This is a genomic window from Paraburkholderia sp. 35.1 (genome assembly GCF_050436525.1).
In the GTDB taxonomy this organism is placed as follows: Bacteria; Pseudomonadota; Gammaproteobacteria; order Burkholderiales; family Burkholderiaceae; genus Paraburkholderia; species Paraburkholderia tuberum.
Map to the genome: position 1 here is coordinate 1,319,076 of NZ_JBNDMJ010000003.1, position 19,897 is coordinate 1,338,972.

Consider the following 19,897-nt stretch of genomic DNA (forward strand, 5'->3'; position numbering starts at 1 on the left):
TCGGACATACGTATGTCCTGCTCCTTGCTGAAATGCATGCCAACAACGCATGCAGCGAGGAGCACCATGGGCGAATTCCTTCCTGACTATCTGATCCGCGAACAGGCGGCGGTCGGCGCGCTGGTTGCGTTCGGCGTGCTGCGCATCATCGGCGCGATGCTCGCGTACGAGCGCGGATGGAACATCTCGGTAGTCGGGAAATGCTTTATCGCCGCGGCGGTGCTGTACTGCCTGCCGCAGGTCTTCGATCTGCTCACGCAGATGGTCGGCTCGCACGCGGCCGGCGCCGAACTCGAAGGCAAGGCCGCGGGCTGCGCGATCGCGTTGTTCTGCGCGCCGATTCTCGGTCATCGCCTCGGCTTCGAGTAAGCGGGCTTCGCAGTGCGGCGCTTTTTTACGCGGCGCGCATCCATCGCCGATTGGTCAATCGCCTATGCCGCGCCGCGCGTTCAACCGAGCGCAGCGAACGCCGGCACGGTGTGTGACAACGCGGCCGCGACGACGAACACGCCGATCATCACGAGCGCTTCCAAATACATCACGTTGACGAAGGTGTGCGCATCCATCGTCGATGCGGTGCGACGCAGGCGTGGCAGCGCCGATGTGCGGTTCAGCGCGCCGAGCACCAGCGCGAGCGCGACCAGCACGAGCTTCAACGTCAGCACATGACCCCACGTGCTCGCCTGAATCGCTTCGAACGAACTGCCCGAGTCGCGCACCGCATTGAAGACGCCCGACAGCAACACCAACGCGACCGCGACGATCGACACGTTCGACACCTGGGTCGCCGTGCGGATCAGCATGCCCCGCGCGGTGGATGCCCCGAGCGCCGGCAGCACCGCCAGGCCGGAGGCCATCGCGAGTCCGCCCCATACGCTCGTTGCGAGCACGTGCAGCGTCTGCATGCCGATCGCGGCCGACACCTCGCCGGCATCGGCCGCATGACCGAGCGACGCCTTACCCGCCGCGATCGCGAGCACCGCGAGCCACAGCAGCGTATTGCGCAGCATGCCCGTGCCATGGCTCAGCGCGGTGCCGAGCAGCACCAGCGCGCCGCCGAACGCGACGCTCCAGCCATAGCCGACATGCGTTTGCGTCAGCACCGTCGGCACCACGCCGAACGCCGCGGACAACCCGACACCGCTCATCGACGCCGCCTGATACAGGAGCCAGCCGAGATCCGCGAGCACCAGCACGATGGTGGCCGCGAGCATCGAGCGTTGCGCGCGCATCCAGCCGGGACGCGCCGGTGAAGTGCGCTGGAGCCCGTCCCTCGCGAGCCATGCGCCGAGTAGCGCCGAGCCGACGGCGAAGCCGAACGAGACGTTCATGAGCGTGGCCATTGCGACCTGCCCGATCCACAGTCCGTCGAAGTTCATTTGACGTTGAACGCGAAGTCGCCATGGGTACGATGACCGTCGGTGGCCACCGCGATCCAGTGCACCGCATAGCGGCCGCTCGTCAACTGGGGCAGCGCGAGGTGCATCACGCGGGCGTCCACGCTATCGACCGTCGACGCGCCCGGCGTCGCGGGCTTGCCGCTTGCATCGGCGAGTGTGATCTTGCTGAATGCGGGCTCGAGCGGCTCGGTGAAATGGATCGTCAGGTCGGTAGGCGCGACGACGTCGGCGTTCGCGGCCGGCACGCTCGAGATCAGATGCGCATGCGCGAACGCGGTGGACGACATGGCCAGCGCCACCGCGCCGGCCATCAACGCTCGCAGCGTCGAGGAGGAGAAATCGAATAGCTTCATGTAAGGCCGATAGCGGATGAGAACGAACGGAACATAGGCGGGCCGGCGAGGCGCATCGTCTGCACGACGGCCGGCGAGCCCGGAAGTGTACGCTTCGATGGCGCGCGCGGGGATCGGTTCACCTGGCTTGATCGAATGCGTCACGCGGCATCACGCTTGCGGCGACGACGCCGTGATTATTTTTGAGGCAAAGACGTCGACCACGATCCGTGATCGCAACCAAAGTCCGAAACCGGCATAACGCGACATACTGTCGCATGGCGGTCACACCTGGAACCGTCTCTAATGCGGCAAATAGTCACGATTACCCTTCGATGATAGAATGCTGCGTCGCCGCAGCGACGGCTGTCCTTCACACCGAGCCGCCCGAAGTTCGGTCAGGTCCCCGATTCCGATGGAGTTACGCGTGTCTTCAAGACGCCTCTTCCGCCCGTTGCTCGCCCTTCTGTTGATCGGCGCCGCGGGCGTCTATAGCGCAGCGAAAGCGCAGACTCAACCGAAGGCCCCCGACACGATGGAAGCGCGCGTGCAAGCCTGCACGGCCTGCCACGGCTCGCATGGGCAAGGTACCGACAACGACTACTTCCCGCGCCTCGCCGGCAAGCCGGCGGAATATCTGTTCAATCAGTTGCAGAACTTCCGTGAGGGGCGCCGCAGGTACCCGCCGATGAACTACCTCGTCACGTATCTCTCCGACGACTACCTGCATCAGATCGCCACCTTCTTCTCGCAGCAGCGCCCGCCGTATCCGACGCCGGCCAAGCCGACCGTCTCGGCCGCCACGCTCGCGCGCGGTGAGCAGATCGTGCTGCACGGTGATGCATCGAAGCAGGTGCCCGCTTGCGCGGCCTGCCACGGCAAGGCACTGACCGGTATGGAACCGGCAATTCCGGGTCTCGTCGGTCTGCACGCCGACTACATCAGCGCGCAGCTCGGTTCATGGCGCTCGGGCACGCGTCACGCGATCGCGCCGGACTGCATGCACACCATCGCCACGCGCCTCAGCGACGAAGACGTGAACGCCGTCGCGGCCTGGCTTTCCACGCAGCAGGCTCCGCCAAACCCCGTGCCGGCTCCGGCCCGCTCCTTGAAGACTCCGCTTGCCTGCGGCAGCGAACCGCAATAAGGCGCCGGGAGAGACATTCAAATGAAACACAAGTCTTTGTTCGCCCTCTCGGCAGTCGTCGTGGTCGCGGCCGCCGCACTCGTTCCCGTCCTCTGGTCGGGCGGCGACAATCTGCATAGCAGCGGCGCAGCCGTGGCGGCAACGCCCGCGGACCAGGCCGACCTGATCAAGAAGGGCGAGTACCTCGCCCGCGCCGGCGACTGTATCGCCTGCCACACGGTGCGCGGCGGCAAGCAGTTCGCCGGCGGCCTGCCGATGGCCACGCCGTTCGGCACGATGTTCACGCCGAACATCACGCCGGACGACCAGTACGGCATCGGCAAGTGGACCCAGGACGACTTCTATCGCGCGATGCACACCGGCCGCTCGAAAGATGGCAGCCTGCTTTATCCGGGCTTCCCGTTCACGAGCTACACGAAGGTCACGCGCGCCGACTCGGACGCGATCTACGCGTACCTGCGCTCGGTCGCGCCGGTCAACGTGCCGAGCCGTCCGCACGAACTGAAATTCCCGTTCAACCAGCGCAACATGCTGATCGGCTGGCGCACGCTGTTCTTCCGTGAAGGCGAGTTCAAGCCGGATCCGACCAAGTCGGTCGAATGGAACCGCGGTGCGTATCTGGTCGAAGGCCTTGGTCACTGCGGCATGTGCCACACGTCGATCAATGCGATGGGCGCCCCGGTCAGCTCGGCCGCGTTCGCGGGCGGCCTGATTCCGCTGCAGAACTGGTATGCGCCGTCGCTGACGTCGAACCGCGAAGCCGGCCTCGGCGACTGGGACCTCAAGGACATCGCCGACCTGCTCAAGACCGGCGTGTCGAGCCGCGGTGCGGTGTTCGGTCCGATGGCCGAAGTGGTTCACAACAGCCTGCAGTATCTGTCGACCGAAGACATCAACGCGATGGCGACGTACCTGAAGACGATTCCGCAGAAGAGCGAAGCACCGGAACCGCTGCAGCTCGAAACCTCGGAAAAATTCGGCGGCGAACTGCTGAAGCAAGGACAGAAGATCTACGCTGACAACTGCGCGAAGTGCCACGAGGATAACGGTCTCGGCCGGCCGCCGGCATTCCCGCCGCTCGCGAACAACCAGTCGATCCAGATGCCGTCCGCGGTCAACCCGATCCGCATGGTGCTGAACGGTGGTTATCCGCCGAGCACGGAAGGGAACCCGCGTCCGTATGGCATGCCGCCGTTCGCGCAGGCTCTGTCGAATCAGGAAGTCGCAGCGGTCGTGACGTACATCCGTATGTCCTGGGGCAACCACGGCACGGCCGTGTCGCCGCAGCAGGTGGCCGAACTGCGTTCGGCGCCGCTCGACTAAGCAGGGTTCGACGCACCCCGGGCGCGGCCTGCGAAATTCGCGGCCGCGCCCTTCGTTTTTTCAGGACCGGTATCATGTGGGCCTGTTTGTGTTGGTGGTCGCCCTCGCGGGACCGTGCAGGAGGAAAGAGTTGTGCCCTTCGGTGAGCGTTTGAACAGCATCACCCATCTCGTCGGCGCCGTGCTGTCGGTGGTGGGGCTGGCGGCGCTCGTCACGATGGGCGCGCTCGCCGGCGACGCGTACAAGGTCGTCAGCTTCGCCGTATATGGTGCGATGCTGTTCGTGCTGTACGCGATCTCTACGCTGTATCACAGCGTCAGCCATCCGCGTCTGAAGGCGATTCTGCAGAAATGCGATCATTCGGCGATCTACCTGCTGATTGCCGGCAGCTACACGCCGTTCACGCTCGTCACGTTGCGTGGACCGTGGGGCTGGTCGTTATTCGGCGTGAGCTGGGGGCTCGCTGCCCTCGGCATCGTGCAGGAACTCACGCTCGGGCGACGCACCCGCAGCGTGTCGATGGTGCTGTATGTGTTGATGGGATGGCTCGCGCTCGTAGCCGTCCACCCGCTGGTGCAGGCGTTGCCGGCCGCGGGGACCGCGTGGCTCGTGGCCGGCGGCGTCATCTATAGCGTCGGCATCTATTTCTTCATCAACGACGAGCGCATCCGCCACGGACATGGTATCTGGCACCTGTTCGTACTGGCGGGCAGTCTGTGTCAATTCGTCAGTGTCGCGCGCTATGTCGCGTGACATTCCACGGCGACGAATTGCAACTTAAGGCCAGTCGACGTGTCTGCATAGCGCGTTGAAACATTCGGCACATCTGTGAGCGTGCCGCCGATTTCTCCGTGAACGGAACCGGGCCTCGGCCTCGAACACGCCATGCGGGCGTGTCGATGCCGCGCTGGTTTTTCCGCGTTGGGGTCCTTTGGGCCCAGCGGGGCCGTTCGCGACACTGCATTGCAAAGAGCTTTTATGTCTTTTGATTCCCTCGGCTTGTCCGAACCGCTGGTCCGCGCTGTCAATGAACTCGGCTACACCAGCCCGACTCCGATCCAGACTCAGGCGATCCCGGCCGTGCTCAACGGCGGCGATCTGCTCGCCGGCGCGCAAACCGGCACCGGCAAGACCGCCGGCTTTACGCTGCCGATCCTGCAGCGCCTGAATTCGATGCCGCCGGCCGCCGGCGGCAAGCGCGTGGTGCGCGCGCTGATCCTCACGCCGACGCGCGAACTTGCCGCGCAGGTCGAAGAAAGCGTGCGCGCCTACGGCAAGTATCTGAAGCTGAAGTCGACCGTGATGTTCGGCGGCGTCGGCATCAATCCGCAGATCGATGCGCTCAGGCGCGGCATCGATATCGTCGTCGCGACGCCGGGCCGTCTGCTCGATCACATGCAGCAGAAGACCATCGACCTGTCGCATCTCGAGATCCTCGTACTCGACGAAGCGGACCGCATGCTCGACATGGGCTTCATCCACGACATCAAGCGCGTGCTCGCGAAGCTGCCGCCGAAGCGCCAGAACCTGCTGTTCTCGGCGACCTTCTCCGACGAGATCAAGACACTCGCCGATGGCCTGCTCGACTCGCCGGCGCTGATCGAAGTCGCGCGCCGCAACACGACGGCAGAAACGGTCGCGCAGAAGATTCACCCCGTCGATCGCGACCGCAAGCGCGAGTTGCTCACGCATCTGATCCGTCAGCACAGCTGGTTCCAGGTGCTCGTGTTCACGCGCACCAAGCACGGCGCGAATCGCCTCGCCGAGCAGCTGGCGAAGGACGGCATCAGTGCACTCGCGATTCACGGCAACAAGAGCCAGTCGGCACGCACGCGCGCGCTCGCCGAGTTCAAGGACGGTACGCTGCAGGTGCTGGTGGCGACCGACATCGCCGCACGCGGCATCGATATCGATCAGTTGCCGCACGTGGTCAACTTCGATCTGCCGAACGTGCCGGAAGACTACGTGCATCGCATCGGCCGCACGGGTCGCGCGGGTGCGACCGGCGAGGCGGTGTCGCTCGTGTGCGTCGATGAACTGCAGTTGCTGAAGGACATCGAGAAGCTGATCAAGCGTCCGGTCCCGCAGGAAGTGATCGCCGGTTTCGAGCCGGACCCGACCGCGAAGCCGGAGCCGATCCTGCGACGCGGGCAGGGCGGCGGCGGACGCTCGCCGCGCCAGGGACAAGGTGCGGTGCGTCGTGACGGCGGTGCCGGTGGTGGCGCACCGGCCAAGCCGGCTCAAGGCTCCGGTCAGCGTTCGGCCCAGCGTGCGTCGAACGCTCAGCCCACGCCGCGGCCACAAGGTGCGAAGCCGGCCGGCAATGGCAATCAGCCGCGTCGCGATACGCAGCGTCACGACGATCGGCCGCGTACCGCCGCGCATGATGGCGCTCCCGCGCCCCATGCGCCGCGCAAGCCGCAGGGCAATCGTTCGCGCAACGGCAATCCGGGCGCGTTGCTCGGCGGCGGCGCGAAGCGCAACGATGCGCCGCGTGGTGCGCAACCGTCGCGCAACGGCGACCGTGGCCGTTAAGCGTCGCGCGGCCTAAAGGCTGCCCGCGCATCAGCCGTTAGCGCTTCCCTGCTCGAAGACTAACGGCTGCTCGCGGCGGCAGCCTGCTTCAAATGCTCGACCTGCCGTTCCCATCGCTCGAGCACCACACTCCCCTCTCCTTGCAATTCGAACGTGATGCCGCCCGTGAGGCGCGCATAACGGACGCTTTGCGCTTCTGCTGTGTCGATCGAGCCGAGCAGATAGACGAGGCCGCTGTCGTCGCCAGCAACACCGGGCAGCGGCGCGACACGCAACTGCACCTGATAGAACGCCGCATCGCAGACGAAGCTCAGCGCCGCGCGCCCGCTTTGCGCGATCGCGCGCGTCGCGCGCGCCTGCGGCCATAGCGCGATGCACAGCGTGCGCGAGTCGGGCGCATAGAGTTCGCCGACGCTCAGCAGAGATGTGCGCACGTGGCCGTTCGCATCGACGCTCAGTAGCGACGCGGTGAAGCCCTGCTTGTCCGCAAGCGACGAACCGTCGAACAACGCGCGCACGTTGGCCGGCCATTCGTCGAACACGATCTGTTCGAGCGGACGCGCGGACGTAGATGCGGAGGAGGAAGCGCTCATGCCATCGATCCAGTCGAAGTAGTCGGTAAAGCTCCATCATGCCTCGGAAAAACCAAAGCCCGCATGAGCGGGCTCCGGTTCGCTTCGTCAGGTCGTTGCAGCTGCATTCAGCCGATGCCTCGCGCAACGTTCGATAGCTCAGCGAAAGAATACGTGCTGCGTGATCTTCGCGAGCGGATAATGCACGCCCGGCTGAATGCGCGCCGGCAGATCGAGCGGCTTGAGCAGCATCTTCACGCACATGTCGGCGGACAGATTACGGCGCACCAGCTTGTTGATGCGCGCCGCGCGCTCGCGGTTATACGCGGAGTCGTGCACGCGCTCCGGATAGCGAATCGCGAACACGTGCCGCAACGCGATCTCCGAATCTTCGTTCTTGATTTCCATCACGCGACGCATCAACGCGCCCAGCACCGCGAGCCGACCGTTGCCCTCGATCCGGTTGTACTTCTTGAAGTACCTGAAAAAGTGCTTGTAGTGACGGACCTCGTCGGTGCGGATGTTGTCGGTGATCTGCTTGAGGACCGCTTCGTCCGAGCACTCGTTGATCGCGCGGTACAGCGTCGCGGTACCCGTTTCGACTACGCAACGCGCGACCATCTCCAGCGCGCGGGTCTTTTCGAAATCCTCGACCGAGCACGTGAGCGAATACTCGTCCATGAAATTGCGGAACGCGGTGTCCCAGTCGAACTCGGGCCATACATACGCGATATAGGTCTTCAGCGCCCGGCCGTGCTGCATTTCCTCGGGCTCCCACTCGTGGTTGAGCCAGGCCGAGACCTCGGGATCGTCGTTGAAAAACGTACTCAGATTGCTGGTGTAGAGATCGGTGCCGCTTTCGATAAACGAAGCCGCGCACAACAACAGCAGCAGGTCCTCGTTGGCCGCGGCCTTCTGACGGTCAATGCGCGTCAGATCGATGTCTTCGATCCGCCAGGGCATGACATGGTTCAGCTCTGTATGCATCGTGTCTTGCTCCCATGCTGTACCGACCCGAGGAGTTCTTCGCAACTGCCACCGCGCTCGCCGTGATGTTTCTGCGTGTCGGATACAACACCGTGAATTAGAGTTGGGCCCTTGTACTCTGCATCTTAGCCGGAGATATCCGACCTTGCAGATCACACAGCACAGACCATGCCGCATCGACGCAGTTCCGATTTCAAGATAGTCGAAATCTTCCAACGTGTTAAAACATGTGCGCAAGGCAAAAAAGGCCAGCCCAAAAGGCTGGCTTTTCGGACAGACATCAGACTCGGCGGGGTTGGGGCACGGGCGGGGCGCCCTAGGCGAGCCCCCTTGGGCGGCCCCCTGGGCGGGCTCCCTCTTCCTCAGGCAGGTTGGACGTCGCCCGGGATGGGACGCACGCGACGCATGCGCAGCGCGACGATGATCAGCGATACGCCCGATAGTACCGCCGCAAGCAGGACGTAATAACTTGGCGCGAGTTTGTCGCCGGTCAAATGAATGAAGGTTTCGACGATGGTCGGCGCGAAGCCGCCGAAGATCGTCACGCCGATGCTGTAACCGATTGAAAGGCCAGTCGAGCGCACCTGGGTCGGGAAGATCTCCGACATCAGCGCGGGCATCGGCCCCGAGTACGAGGCCTTGAAAATACCGGCGACGCCTTGCAGCACGAGCAGCCAGCCAATCGTCGGATGTGTCTGCAGCCATGCGAACATCGGATAGATCAGCAGGCCCATCAGGATCGACGTGCTCAGCATGATGCGAATTCGGCCGATGCGATCGGACAGCGCGCCCATGATCGGCGAGAAGATGAACTGCATGCCGCCGTTCAGCACGACCACGCCGAACGACGCGGCCGCCGCCATATGCAGCTGCTTGACCGCGTAAAGCGGCATGTAGAGCTGCAGCACGTACACGCCGACCGTCGACTGCGCAACCATGCCGATCGCGAGCAGCAGGTTGACCCACTGATTCGAGAACGACGCGTCCTTCGTTCCGCTGACGACCTTGTGCTCGCCAGCCGCCTCGCGAGCCGCGCGTTCTTCACGCAATGCCAGGAATTCGGGCGTCTCGTCGAGATGCGAGCGGATGTAGTAGCCGACCGGCCCGACCAGCAGACCGAACACGAACGGCACACGCCAGCCCCAGCTGTTCAGATGCTCGGCCGGCAGCCACGCGGTCAGCAGCGAACCGAAGGCCGCCGCGGTGATCGCCGCGAGACCCTGGCTCGCGAACTGCCAGCTCGCGTAGTAGCCGCGCCGAGTCGCGCTGTGCTCGACCATGAACGCCGTCGCGCTGCCGAACTCGCCGCCGACCGCGAAGCCCTGCACGAGCCGCGCCAGCAGCACCAGCAGCGGCGCCGCGAGACCGATCGTCGAAAACGGCGGCATCACGGCCATCGTGAAAGTACCGACCATCATCAGCGCGATCGCGAGCGTGAGCGCCGCCTTGCGGCCCTTGCGGTCGCCGTACACGCCGAGCACGACCGCGCCGAGCGGGCGCATCAGGAACGAGAGGCCGAAAGTGGCGATCGCGAGCAGCGTCGACAGCCACTCGTCCTGCATCGGGAAGAACTGTTTCGCGATGATCGTCGCGAAGTAGCCGTAGACCAGGAAGTCGAACCACTCGAGCGCGTTACCGATCGACGACGAGAAAACGATCCGCCGCACCATCGCTTTCGAAAGCGGCGCGGCGTGGGGGAAAGCGGTCGTCGAGTGCGACGCGGGGGTATTCATGATGGTCTTCTGCCTGTCTGCTGCGTGATAGCTGTGGTAGGTCCGGCACCGTCTGGGTCAGCGAGGCGGCTGGCGGGCGCGCAATAGCGCGGCATATGCCATGCCGCGCGTTCGTTACGTGTTACCCGGGTATCGGACCTGAGTCCCGGTGCGGACCTCGGCCCCGGGCGTCGCCTCGTTATGGCCTAGAAGCCGGCGGCGAGACCGTCGCGGCGGCTGTCGCTGGCCGCCACGTAGCCGCGCTCCGGCTCGTTGCGATCGAGTTTCCAGATGAACTGGCCGGAGCCGAAGTCCATGTACGGATCGTCGACCGACTTGATCGTGTGGCCGAGCTTCTGCAGGCCCTCGGTGGTCTTCGGATCGAGCGTCGACTCGATATCGACCGTGAAGTCGCGGTTGACCTTCCAGCGCGGCGCGTCGCACGCGGCCTGCGGCTGCTGAGCGTAGTCGAGCATGCGCACCACCGTTTGCAGATGGCCTTGCGGCTGCATGTCGCCGCCCATCACGCCGAAGCTCATCACCGCTTCCTGCTGGCCGTTCACCTGCTGCGTGAGGAACGCCGGGATGATCGTGTGGAACGGCCGCTTGCCGCCCTCGACGACGTTCGGCGACTTCGGATCCATCGAGAAACCGCAGCCGCGGTTCTGCAGCGCGATGCCGCTGTCCGGCACCACCACACCCGAGCCGAAGCCCATGTAGTTCGACTGGATGAAGCTGACCATCATGCCGCTCTCGTCCGCGGCCGACATGTAGATGGTGCCGCCCGCCTTCGGCATGCCGAAGTCGAAGTGCGTCGCCCGCTTCGGATCGATCAGCTTCGCGCGCGAGCTCAGGTACGCGTCGTCGAGCATCTGCTCGGGCGTGACTTCCATCGACCGCGGGTCGGCCACATAGCGATACAGGTCGGCAAACGCGAGCTTCATCGCTTCGATCTGCAGATGCTGCGACTCGACGCTGTCGACCTTCAGCGACTTCACGTCGAACTTCTCGAGGATGCCGAGCGCAACCAGCGCCGCGATGCCCTGGCCGTTCGGCGGAATCTCATGCACGGTGTAGCCGCGATAGTCCTTGCCGATCGGCTCGACCCAGTCCGCGCGGTAGTTGCGGAGATCGTCGGCGCTCAGCGCGGCGCCGCCTTCGCGTGCGAACGCGGCGATCCGCTCGGCGATCTCGCCTTCGTAGTACGCGCGCGGGCCCTGCGCGGCGATCAGGCGCAGCGTCTTCGCGTGGCCGGGCAAGCGCACCAGCTCGCTGACCTCAGGCGCGCGGCCGCGCGGCATGAAGGTCTGCGCGAAGCCCGGCTGATCCTTCAGTTCCGGCACCGCGGCCGCCCATTTGTACGCGACGATGCTCGCCACCGCGTGACCGCGCTCGGCGATCTCGATGGCCGGCTCCATCAGGTCGGCGAACGGCAGTTTGCCGAACTTCTGGTGCAGCGCTTCCCAACCGGCGATCACGCCCGGCACCGTGACGGCGTCCCAGCCACGCTTCGGCTGTTTCGCGAAGCCGTTTTCCTCGCCGTATTTGCGCTTGAAGTAATCGACGTTCCACGCAGCCGGCGACACGCCCGACGCGTTCAGACCATGCAGCTTCTTGCCGTCCCACACGAGCGCGAACGCGTCGCCGCCCAGGCCGCACGACACCGGCTCGACCACTGTCATCGCTGCGGCCGCCGCGATGGCCGCGTCGACGGCATTGCCGCCCTTCCACAACATGCGCAGCCCGGCCTGCGCCGCGAGCGGATGCGAGGTCGAAACGATATTGCGTGCGAATACGGGCAGACGTTGCGTCGGATAAGGGTTTTGCCAGTTGCTGAAGCCAGTCATGTCGAACACTCTCGAAAGCGCGGGCCGGCACGAAAAAATCGCCGGACATCATGGGAAAGGTTGTAAGGCAGGTAAATCGCGGAACGGAGGATTGCATCGCGAAGCGCACCAAAAAACAAATTCATTTATCAAATGAATAAATGCGTATTGCACCTGAATGAAGGTTCGAGCAGGTTCGGAGCATTCGCGGCCAGTTGGCGGACAAGGGGCACGATGGTTTTACAATAGCCGCAATCGCGTTCGTCGACGGCGGGCTTTCTGCCAGCCGCTCGATGATCGCGACGGACCACGCCGAAACGACAGCCACCACCCGAGACACATGACACGAGACCCCCGCCTGACTCTCAACGCCCGGCAACAGGAATTGCTGGAGTGGGTGCAACGCGACGGCTTCGTGACCGTGGACGACCTGGCGAGCCACTTCGACGTCACCCCGCAGACGATCCGCCGCGACGTCAACTGGCTCGCCGATATGAATCTGCTGCGCCGCTATCACGGCGGCGCCAGTCTGCCGACCAGTTCCGAGAACGTCTCCTACACCGCGCGCCAGCGCATGTTTCATGAAGAGAAAAGACGCATCGCGGCGCTAGTCGCCACTCACATTCCCGATCAGGCATCGCTTTTCATCAACCTCGGCACGACCACCGAGGAAGTGGCACGCGCGCTGAACCGCCACCGTGGACTGCGCGTGATCACGAACAATCTGAACGTCGCGAGCATGATGAGCGGCTACCCGGATTGCGAAGTGCTGGTGACGGGGGGCATCGTGCGGCCGTGGGATAAGGGCATCGTCGGTGAACTGGCGATCGACTTCATCCGGCAGTTCAAAGTCGATTTCGCGATCATCGGCACGTCGAGCATCGAAACGGACGGTACGCTGCGCGATTTCGACACGCGCGAAGTGCGTGTCGCCGAGGCGATCATCGAGCACGCACGCACCGTGTTCCTCGCCGCAGATCACTCCAAGTTTGGCCGCCCGGCGCTAGTTCGCCAGGGACATCTGGAACAGATCGACGCATTGTTCACCGACGCCGCGCCGCCCGCCGACATGACCGAGGCGCTGAACGCCGCGAATTGTCAAATCTATATTGCCGGATAATTCCAGGCGATCTCCGCCATGCTGCGGTGCACGCAAAACCTCGCGTGAAATCAAGAATCTGGCTGCGGGGCCGGACCGCCTATCGCGCGACCAATTGTCAAATGGAAAATTTACGGGGACCAGGTTGGCGTTTGATCGGTGCTCGCCTACACTCCAGTTCCCCAACGTGCGTTGCGAGTTTCGCACGGCGTCGGTTTGTGAATCTGTCGTGTAAGCCGTACCTCCCGCCCTGATCCTTAGCGGACCCGGCCCCGGCCTGCCGGTCGACTGCAAGGCTGTCCGCAATTTGCTGACATGGAGAGAACGATGCTGAGTCCGCATGAATTCGCCACGTTGTTACTCGTCAAGGACGCCCCCAACCAGGTCGAAATGGACCGAGAAGAACTCGATGCGTTGCTCGAACGCCAACTGGTGCAACTCGAGCGCCTCGCATCGGGCAACGAAGAATGGCGCGTGACCGAAACCGGCGACACCGCATTGCGGGCCATCAAACGTTTTTCCTGAGATTCCCTGTCGTTCGATCCGAGAGCCGTTGGCGGCGTATCCGCGCCGCCCTGGCGGATGCGCCGCGCGCTTCGCTCGCGACTGCCGGGCTCGTATCGTTCAATTCCCTGACAGCGGGCCGCCTTCGCGGCCCTTTGTTGTGCGCATCTCATTTACACAGTAAATTCACGCGACGGACTTCCCCGCCCTCGCGCATGCCCAAGACGCTCTCCGCCGACGACATCCAGCAGTTTCGCGAAGCCATGCGACGCGTCGCCGAAAACGCATTTGCGACCCGCGGCGCGCAAGGCGTGACGATGCGCGAGCTGGCGAAGGAGCTCGGCTGCAGTGCGATGACACCGTATCGCTATTTCCGCGACAAGGAAGAAATTCTGGCGATGGTCCGCGCCGCCGCGTTCAACCGCTTCGCCGCGCGCCTCGAAGCGGCCGCGCGCGGCATCCCCGCGAACGCCCCCGCCATCGATCACAGCGCCGTCGGCCGGGCCTACGTCGACTTCGCGCTCGATGAACCGCACGCCTACCGTTTGATGTTCGATCAGACGCCGCAACAGCGAGGCGCTTACCCTGAACTGGCCGCGGCGTCGCAGCGCGCGTGGCGTCTGCTGGAAGCGCACTTCGAGCGGCTCGTCGAGGCGGGTATTCTCGAAGGCGATCCGCGCCTGATCGGCTATGCGTACTGGACGAGCCTGCACGGCTTCACGATGCTTGCGCTCGCGAACCAGCTACCGCCGTCGGCCGCGCAACAGGCGGATTCCGCCGGCGACGGAGCGCGGCAGCCATCACGTGAAGCCGTGTTCGCGCAGCTTTTGCGCATGCTGTGGCGCGGAGCGTTGGCGCCGCACAAGTGAACCGGCTCGCCGGTCAACCCGTTGCTGCTTACCCGTTACGCAAGGTCGGATCGGCACTCGCACGCCAGCTGATCGCCCTTGCGCGCTGCTCGTTGAAGAACTCGACCCACTGGTTGCGCACCTTCGGATCGCTGCTCGTCGCCTCGCTCGCATGGCGCTGCGCGATCGATGCCTGGAACGCGCAGAAGTCGTCGTTCGACAGCCGGCCGCGCCGGTTCGCCACATAGGCATCGAAGAACGTCTCATAGACGTTCTGCGCGTCGCTGCCGTAGTCGACGGTTTGCGGCGAGCACATCTTCTGTAACGCCTCGAACGACGTTGCGCCCCTCGTCCCTTCCAGACTCGGCGTACTCACGCATCCCGCCAGCAGCGCCGCCGCGCCGATCATCAAAAGTCCACGCATACATCACCTCGAAATGGCTGCTACCGAGAGTATCGTCCGCGGTCGCGCGTTGCGCCACTCCGTGCCATTCGACCTAGGCTCGCTCGGGTCGAAGCGAACTTTACTTTTTCGAATATGTTCATTAAAGTTCGAAAACGAACATGCTTCATTCAATTTGCTTTCCAACTTACTCCCAGATTCGATGCAGAGGCTCACCAGGTGACGCAAGGCACGAAATACGATTTGCTCGTCGTCGGTGGCGGGATCAACGGCGCCGGCATCGCCCGCGACGCGGCCGGCCGCGGCCTGGCGGTGCTGCTGTGCGAGCAGGACGATCTGGCCGCGCACACCTCGTCGGCGAGTACCAAGCTGATCCACGGCGGCCTGCGCTACCTCGAGTACCGCGAGTTCGGGCTCGTGCGCAAGGCGCTGCAGGAGCGCGAGACGCTGCTGCGCGCGGCGCCGCACATCATCTGGCCGCTGCGCTTCGTGATGCCGCATATGCCGGATCTGCGCCCCGCCTGGCTGATCCGCGCGGGTCTGTTCCTGTACGACCATCTGGCCAAACGTGAGCTGCTGCCGGGCTCGCGCGGCATCGTGATGAGCCGGCATCCGGCCGGCGCGCCGCTCGTCGAAACGATCAAGCGCGGCTTCGTTTATTCGGACGGCTGGGTCAACGACGCGCGCCTCGTCGTCCTGAACGCGCTCGACGCGCACGAGCGCGGCGCGACGATCCTCACGCGCACGAAGCTGGTCAACGCAGAGCGCGCCGGCGGCGAGTGGCGCGCGCAACTGCAACGCGCGGACGGCACGACGCTCGACGTGCGCGCCGCCGCGATCGCGAACGCGGCGGGCCCGTGGGTCGGCGAGCTGCTGAAGGGCGCGCTCGGCCGGCCATCGGCGCATAGCGTGCGGCTCGTCAAGGGCAGCCACATCGTCACGCGGCGCCTGTTCGAACACGACCACGCGTACATCTTCCAGAACGCCGATAAGCGGATCATCTTCGCGATTCCCTACGAGCACGACTACACGCTGATCGGCACCACCGACCTCGAATATCGCGGCGACCCGTCGCAAGTCGCGATCGACGCCAACGAAACGCAGTATCTGTGCGATTCGATCAACCGCTACTTCAGGCAGAAGATCTCGCCGGCCGACGTGCGCTGGAGCTATTCGGGCGTACGCCCGCTGCTGGAGGACGAGAACGCGGACAATCCGTCGGCGGTCACGCGCGACTACTCGCTCGAACTCGACGCGCCCGCGGAACAGGCGCCGCTGCTGTCGGTATTCGGCGGCAAGATCACGACGTTTCGCAAGCTCGCCGAGCAGGCCGTCGATACGCTCACCGACGCGCTGCGCCACGGCGGGTCCGCGTGGACCGTCGACGCGCCGCTGCCGGGCGGCGACATCGCACAGGCGAACTTCAATCGCTTCCTCGGTGAGTTCTCGCGCGAGCATGCGTGGCTGCCGGCGTCGCTCGCGCATCGGCTCGCGCGCGCGTATGGCACCCGCGCGAATCGCGTGATCGGCCTCGCGCGCTCGCGCGCCGAGCTCGGTCGCGAGTTCGCGCCGGGACTCCACGAAGCCGAGCTGGTTTATCTGCGCGATACCGAATGGGCGCGCACCGCGCAGGACGTGCTGTGGCGGCGCTCGAAGCTCGGCCTGCACGTCGAGCCGGGCACGCTCGATGAGGTTACGCGCGATATCGACGCGTGGTTCGCGCGCGAACCGGCCCGGCAGAGCGCGTAGGCGGCCCGGCCGGGCAAACTGGCATGCCCCGACAAAAGCGGCGGCAAACACGACGCGGCGCCAATGCGGGGTGAAGCAAACGGCGCGGGCCCGTAGAAACGGCGCACACCATCCGCGCGCCCCGGGCCGGCGCCACCGCAGCTTCGGCTGGACGACACCGGCACGCGCCCTCACACTATGGCGGCCCGCTCACGACAACACGCCGCTCGCATCGCCGGCCAGCAATCCGGCGATCCGTAACATGCATGGAGAAGAGACAATGCTGGATCAGTACGTTCTCGCGCTTGACCAAGGCACCACCAGCTCGCGCGCGATGCTGTTCGACCGGCGCGGCAACGTCGTGTCGACCGCACAAAAGGAATTCCAGCAGATCTACCCGCACCCGGGCTGGGTCGAGCACGATCCGCAGGAAATCTGGTCGACGCAGGCCGGCGTCGCCGCCGAGGCGGTCACGCGAGCCGGCATGAACGGCACGTCGATCGCGGCGATCGGCATCACGAACCAGCGCGAAACCACGATCGTGTGGGATCGCGAAACCGGCCACCCGATCTACAACGCGATCGTCTGGCAGGACCGCCGCACCGCCGACTTCTGCGACGACCTGAAAGCGCAGGGTCTCGAAGCGAGCGTGCGCGCGAAGACCGGCTTGCCGATCGACTCGTATTTCTCGGCGACCAAAATCCGCTGGATTCTCGACAACGTCGAAGGCGCGCGCGAAAAAGCGCGTCAGGGCCGGCTCGCGTTCGGCACCGTCGACAGCTGGCTGATGTGGAATTTCACGAAGGGCGCGCTGCACGTCACCGACGTCACCAACGCGTCGCGCACGATGCTGTTCAACATCCACACCCTGAAGTGGGACGACGAACTGCTCGCCGCGCTCGACATTCCGCGCAGCATGCTGCCGGAAGTACGGCCGTCGTCGGAGGTGTACGGGCCGACGGTGACCACCGTGTTCGCGTCGAAGATTCCACTCGCGGGCATCGCCGGCGATCAGCACGCCGCGCTGTTCGGCCAGATGTGCACCGAGTCCGGCATGGTCAAGAACACCTACGGCACCGGCTGCTTCCTCGTGATGAACACGGGCGCCAAACCGATCGAATCGAACAACAATCTCGTCACGACGATCGCCTGGCAGATCGGCGAGCGTATCGACTACGCGCTCGAAGGCAGCATCTTCATCGGCGGCGCCGTGGTGCAGTGGCTGCGCGACGGCCTCGGCATCATCAGGAACGCGGCGGAAATCGAAACGCTCGCGCGCGGCGTGCCGCATTGCGACGGCGTGTATCTCGTGCCCGCGTTCGCCGGCCTCGGCGCGCCGCACTGGAACGCGCATGCGCGCGGCACGCTGTTCGGCGTCACGCGCGGCACGACCTCCGCGCATCTCGCGCGCGCGGCGCTCGATTCGATCGCCTATCAATCGCTCGATGTGCTGAAGGCGATGGAAGCCGACTCGGGCATTCGCATCGGCGAGTTGCGCGTGGATGGCGGCGCCTGCGCGAACAATCTGCTGATGCAGTTCCAGGCCGACATCCTCGGCGTCGACACGGTGCGCCCCCAGGTGTCCGAGACCACCGCACTCGGCGCCGCCTATCTGGCCGGTCTTGCGGTGGGCTACTGGAAGGACATCGACGAGTTGAAAAGCCAGTGGAAGCTCGAGCACCGCTTCACGCCGGCGCTACCGCATGCGGAGGTCAGGACCTGCCTCGATGGCTGGCAGCGCGCGATCCGCGCGGCGAAGGCCTGGGCCGATACGCCGTAAGGCCGCGGGCGCGCAGAACGCCAAAAGGACGCGGTCCGAAAGTACGTATGATGACGCTTTTCATCCCGGCGCGCGGGCTCGCAACCCGCCGCCCGCGCGCTTTGCGCTTACCGTTTTTCAGGCATGATCGACCACCTCATCTGTGACTGCGACGGCGTGCTCGTCGACAGTGAAGTCATCGCCGATCGCGTGATGTTCGACACGCTGACGGCCACCTTCCCCGGCATCGATTTCGCCCCCGTCGTCAAAACCGCGTTCGGCCAGCAAACCTCGCGCTTTCTCGCCGGCCTCGAAACGCGGTTCGACATCACGCTGCCGGTGAACTTCCTCGACACGATCGAGCATCATGTCGAGCTCGCGCTCGCCGCGTCGCTCGGTCCGATCCACGGCGTGCGCGACGCGCTGCAACGCGTGACGCTGCCGGCTGCGGTCGTGTCGAACAGCCGTATGTCGCGCGTCGCCGCATCGGTACGGCGCGCGGGTCTGCAGCAGATTTTCGGCGAGCGCGTGTTCAGCGCCGAGCAGGTCGCGCGGCCGAAGCCGTATCCGGACGTCTATCTGTTCGCGGCCACGACGCTTGGCGTCGTGCCGGCGCGTTGCCTCGTCGTCGAGGACAGCGTCGCGGGTTTGAACGCGGCGCGCGCGGCCGGCATGAAGACGATCGCGTTCGTCGGCGCGAGCCATATTCCGGACGGCTACGCGGATGCGCTGCGCGCGATGGGTATCACGCGAATCATCAAGCATATGGATGAACTGCCGGCGCTCATCGAGGCGGGCGTGCGCGGCGAATTCGGCGACGTGCAGTCGTAGCGGTTTGGCGCAACGCCGATAAAAAAGCCGGTTCTTCGGAAGAAGAACCGGCTTTTTGCGTCATGGCGTCGCGTGCCGCTCGATGGATGGCCCGTCAAGCCTCGGCCATCGCGCCCTCGCGCACCTGCGCGAGCGACTCGCGAAACTCGACCAGCTCGGCGATCGTCAGCATCGGCAGATCATGTTGCGCGGCGAAGCGCTCGACGTCCGCGCCACGCGTCATCGTGCCGTCGGCGTTCATCAGTTCGCACAGCACGCCGGCCGGCTTCAGGCCCGCGAGAATCGCCAGATCGACGGTGCCTTCGGTGTGGCCGCGCCGCGCCAGCACGCCGCCCGGCATCGCGCGCAGCGGGAACACGTGGCCGGGGCGCACGATGTCGGCGGGTTTGGCGGTATCGGCGATCGCGGCGCGGATCGTGGTCACGCGATCCTGCGCGGACACGCCGGTGCTGACGCCTTCGCGCGCTTCGATCGACACCGTGAACGCGGTGCGGTGACGGCTTTCGTTGTTGACGGCCATCGGCGGCAGTTCGAGCGCGCGGATCTTGTCGTCGGGCAGGCACAGGCAGACGATGCCGCTGCATTCCCGGATCAGCAGCGCCATCGTTTCGACCGACAGGCGCTCGGCCGCGACGATCAGATCGGCTTCGTTCTCGCGGTCGTGGTCGTCCTGCAGCACCACGGCGCGGCCCTCGCGCAGCGCCTGCAAGGCGGCGGCGATACGCGGCGGAACGGCTTCGGTGGCAAGCAGCGGGAGATCGGCGAAGGCATCGTCTGCAATCGTCGACGGAGCAGGAAAAGTAGCAAAGGACATAGTTGAAACGCTCATCGCAAAAGTTGGGCGAGAAACGTTTCAGGGCATTGCAAACAGACTGACACGCGCCGCCCAGG

General features: G+C 65.0%; 19 protein-coding genes. 11 read left to right on the forward strand and 8 right to left on the reverse strand.

Going from position 1 to position 19,897, the window contains the following annotated elements; translation table 11 throughout:
* Positions 1 to 66 precede the first annotated feature (66 nt).
* Positions 67 to 369, forward strand: a complete 303-nt coding sequence (locus tag OKW27_RS26125; RefSeq protein ID WP_184006488.1) for a hypothetical protein — start codon at positions 67 to 69, stop codon at positions 367 to 369.
* 80 nt (positions 370 to 449) lie between these two features.
* Here OKW27_RS26125 and OKW27_RS26130 read toward each other — a convergent pair whose 3' ends face one another.
* Positions 450 to 1,379, reverse strand: coding sequence for a CopD family protein (locus tag OKW27_RS26130; RefSeq protein ID WP_429335295.1), 930 nt, complete (start codon positions 1,377 to 1,379; stop codon positions 450 to 452).
* Positions 1,376 to 1,753 carry a copper homeostasis periplasmic binding protein CopC gene (gene copC / locus OKW27_RS26135; RefSeq protein WP_429336600.1) on the reverse strand — a complete coding sequence of 126 codons (378 nt, stop codon included), beginning with the start codon at positions 1,751 to 1,753 and terminating at the stop codon, positions 1,376 to 1,378. Before copC ends, OKW27_RS26130 begins: the two co-directional genes overlap by 4 nt.
* Positions 1,754 to 2,147: 394 nt before the next feature.
* Between copC and OKW27_RS26140 the strand changes: the two genes are divergently transcribed.
* The 4 genes from OKW27_RS26140 (at position 2,148) to OKW27_RS26155 (ending at position 6,737) form a co-directional block, all read left to right on the forward strand.
* Positions 2,148 to 2,879, forward strand: coding sequence for a c-type cytochrome (locus OKW27_RS26140; RefSeq protein ID WP_429335296.1), 732 nt, complete (start codon positions 2,148 to 2,150; stop codon positions 2,877 to 2,879).
* Between the two features lie 21 nt (positions 2,880 to 2,900).
* Complete coding sequence (locus OKW27_RS26145; RefSeq protein WP_090801774.1) at positions 2,901 to 4,202, forward strand: c-type cytochrome; 1,302 nt, start codon at positions 2,901 to 2,903, stop codon at positions 4,200 to 4,202.
* A gap of 132 nt (positions 4,203 to 4,334) precedes the next feature.
* Positions 4,335 to 4,955 (forward strand): PAQR family membrane homeostasis protein TrhA, encoded by a 621-nt coding sequence (gene trhA / locus OKW27_RS26150; protein ID WP_035471054.1) that lies wholly within the window; start codon positions 4,335 to 4,337, stop codon positions 4,953 to 4,955.
* A gap of 225 nt (positions 4,956 to 5,180) precedes the next feature.
* A complete protein-coding gene (locus OKW27_RS26155; protein WP_429335297.1) occupies positions 5,181 to 6,737 on the forward strand; it encodes a DEAD/DEAH box helicase in 1,557 nt (518 codons plus the stop codon).
* A 59-nt stretch (positions 6,738 to 6,796) separates the two neighbouring features.
* On the opposite strand, the gene OKW27_RS26160 is transcribed toward OKW27_RS26155, so the two are convergent.
* The 4 genes from OKW27_RS26160 to OKW27_RS26175 form a co-directional block, all read right to left on the reverse strand.
* The gene (locus OKW27_RS26160; protein WP_429335298.1) at positions 6,797 to 7,330 is read right to left on the reverse strand and encodes a hypothetical protein; all 534 of its coding nucleotides are present in this window, start codon (positions 7,328 to 7,330) and stop codon (positions 6,797 to 6,799) included.
* A 138-nt stretch (positions 7,331 to 7,468) separates the two neighbouring features.
* Complete coding sequence (locus OKW27_RS26165) at positions 7,469 to 8,296, reverse strand: ferritin-like domain-containing protein (protein WP_090801780.1); 828 nt, start codon at positions 8,294 to 8,296, stop codon at positions 7,469 to 7,471.
* A gap of 362 nt (positions 8,297 to 8,658) precedes the next feature.
* Positions 8,659 to 10,029 (reverse strand): MFS transporter, encoded by a 1,371-nt coding sequence (locus tag OKW27_RS26170; RefSeq protein ID WP_184058388.1) that lies wholly within the window; start codon positions 10,027 to 10,029, stop codon positions 8,659 to 8,661.
* 185 nt (positions 10,030 to 10,214) lie between these two features.
* On the reverse strand, positions 10,215 to 11,855 hold the full coding sequence (locus OKW27_RS26175) for a gamma-glutamyltransferase family protein (RefSeq protein WP_090805460.1): 1,641 nt from the start codon (positions 11,853 to 11,855) through the stop codon (positions 10,215 to 10,217).
* Positions 11,856 to 12,174: 319 nt separating this feature from the next.
* Here OKW27_RS26175 and OKW27_RS26180 point away from each other — a divergent pair, with 319 nt between their 5' ends.
* From OKW27_RS26180 to OKW27_RS26190, 3 genes are all read left to right on the forward strand, one after another.
* Positions 12,175 to 12,954 (forward strand): DeoR/GlpR family DNA-binding transcription regulator, encoded by a 780-nt coding sequence (locus OKW27_RS26180; RefSeq protein ID WP_187609946.1) that lies wholly within the window; start codon positions 12,175 to 12,177, stop codon positions 12,952 to 12,954.
* 306 nt (positions 12,955 to 13,260) lie between these two features.
* The gene (locus OKW27_RS26185; RefSeq protein ID WP_167368606.1) at positions 13,261 to 13,458 is read left to right on the forward strand and encodes a hypothetical protein; all 198 of its coding nucleotides are present in this window, start codon (positions 13,261 to 13,263) and stop codon (positions 13,456 to 13,458) included.
* A 194-nt stretch (positions 13,459 to 13,652) separates the two neighbouring features.
* On the forward strand, positions 13,653 to 14,306 hold the full coding sequence (locus OKW27_RS26190) for a TetR/AcrR family transcriptional regulator (RefSeq protein WP_429335299.1): 654 nt from the start codon (positions 13,653 to 13,655) through the stop codon (positions 14,304 to 14,306).
* A gap of 28 nt (positions 14,307 to 14,334) precedes the next feature.
* Here the strand turns inward: OKW27_RS26190 and OKW27_RS26195 are convergent, their stop codons facing one another.
* Positions 14,335 to 14,709, reverse strand: a complete 375-nt coding sequence (locus OKW27_RS26195) for a hypothetical protein (protein ID WP_184050855.1) — start codon at positions 14,707 to 14,709, stop codon at positions 14,335 to 14,337.
* A gap of 198 nt (positions 14,710 to 14,907) precedes the next feature.
* Between OKW27_RS26195 and glpD the strand changes: the two genes are divergently transcribed.
* The 3 genes from glpD (at position 14,908) to OKW27_RS26210 (ending at position 19,006) form a co-directional block, all read left to right on the forward strand.
* Positions 14,908 to 16,437 carry a glycerol-3-phosphate dehydrogenase gene (gene glpD / locus OKW27_RS26200; protein WP_090801790.1) on the forward strand — a complete coding sequence of 510 codons (1,530 nt, stop codon included), beginning with the start codon at positions 14,908 to 14,910 and terminating at the stop codon, positions 16,435 to 16,437.
* Positions 16,438 to 16,696: 259 nt separating this feature from the next.
* Positions 16,697 to 18,196 carry a glycerol kinase GlpK gene (gene glpK / locus OKW27_RS26205; RefSeq protein WP_090805462.1) on the forward strand — a complete coding sequence of 500 codons (1,500 nt, stop codon included), beginning with the start codon at positions 16,697 to 16,699 and terminating at the stop codon, positions 18,194 to 18,196.
* 123 nt (positions 18,197 to 18,319) lie between these two features.
* Entirely contained in the window at positions 18,320 to 19,006 is a 687-nt protein-coding gene (locus tag OKW27_RS26210; protein WP_184058398.1) for an HAD family hydrolase, read from the forward strand.
* Positions 19,007 to 19,100: 94 nt separating this feature from the next.
* On the opposite strand, the gene ribB is transcribed toward OKW27_RS26210, so the two are convergent.
* Positions 19,101 to 19,820 carry a 3,4-dihydroxy-2-butanone-4-phosphate synthase gene (ribB, locus tag OKW27_RS26215; RefSeq protein ID WP_429335300.1) on the reverse strand — a complete coding sequence of 240 codons (720 nt, stop codon included), beginning with the start codon at positions 19,818 to 19,820 and terminating at the stop codon, positions 19,101 to 19,103.
* Positions 19,821 to 19,897: the final 77 nt, after the last annotated feature.

Excerpts from the sequence above, each read along its gene's own strand:
- OKW27_RS26125 (WP_184006488.1), top strand. The coding sequence starts at position 67 with ATGGGCGAATTCCTTCCTGACTATCTGATCCGCGAACAGGCGGCGGTC.
- OKW27_RS26130 (WP_429335295.1), bottom strand. The coding sequence starts at position 1,379 with ATGAACTTCGACGGACTGTGGATCGGGCAGGTCGCAATGGCCACGCTC.
- copC (WP_429336600.1), bottom strand. The coding sequence starts at position 1,753 with ATGAAGCTATTCGATTTCTCCTCCTCGACGCTGCGAGCGTTGATGGCC.
- OKW27_RS26140 (WP_429335296.1), top strand. The coding sequence starts at position 2,148 with ATGGAGTTACGCGTGTCTTCAAGACGCCTCTTCCGCCCGTTGCTCGCC.
- OKW27_RS26145 (WP_090801774.1), top strand. The coding sequence starts at position 2,901 with ATGAAACACAAGTCTTTGTTCGCCCTCTCGGCAGTCGTCGTGGTCGCG.
- OKW27_RS26155 (WP_429335297.1), top strand. The coding sequence starts at position 5,181 with ATGTCTTTTGATTCCCTCGGCTTGTCCGAACCGCTGGTCCGCGCTGTC.
- OKW27_RS26160 (WP_429335298.1), bottom strand. The coding sequence starts at position 7,330 with ATGAGCGCTTCCTCCTCCGCATCTACGTCCGCGCGTCCGCTCGAACAG.
- OKW27_RS26165 (WP_090801780.1), bottom strand. The coding sequence starts at position 8,296 with ATGCATACAGAGCTGAACCATGTCATGCCCTGGCGGATCGAAGACATC.
- OKW27_RS26170 (WP_184058388.1), bottom strand. The coding sequence starts at position 10,029 with ATGAATACCCCCGCGTCGCACTCGACGACCGCTTTCCCCCACGCCGCG.
- OKW27_RS26175 (WP_090805460.1), bottom strand. The coding sequence starts at position 11,855 with ATGACTGGCTTCAGCAACTGGCAAAACCCTTATCCGACGCAACGTCTG.
- OKW27_RS26180 (WP_187609946.1), top strand. The coding sequence starts at position 12,175 with ATGACACGAGACCCCCGCCTGACTCTCAACGCCCGGCAACAGGAATTG.
- OKW27_RS26185 (WP_167368606.1), top strand. The coding sequence starts at position 13,261 with ATGCTGAGTCCGCATGAATTCGCCACGTTGTTACTCGTCAAGGACGCC.
- OKW27_RS26190 (WP_429335299.1), top strand. The coding sequence starts at position 13,653 with ATGCCCAAGACGCTCTCCGCCGACGACATCCAGCAGTTTCGCGAAGCC.
- OKW27_RS26195 (WP_184050855.1), bottom strand. The coding sequence starts at position 14,709 with ATGCGTGGACTTTTGATGATCGGCGCGGCGGCGCTGCTGGCGGGATGC.
- glpK (WP_090805462.1), top strand. The coding sequence starts at position 16,697 with ATGCTGGATCAGTACGTTCTCGCGCTTGACCAAGGCACCACCAGCTCG.
- OKW27_RS26210 (WP_184058398.1), top strand. The coding sequence starts at position 18,320 with ATGATCGACCACCTCATCTGTGACTGCGACGGCGTGCTCGTCGACAGT.
- ribB (WP_429335300.1), bottom strand. The coding sequence starts at position 19,820 with ATGTCCTTTGCTACTTTTCCTGCTCCGTCGACGATTGCAGACGATGCC.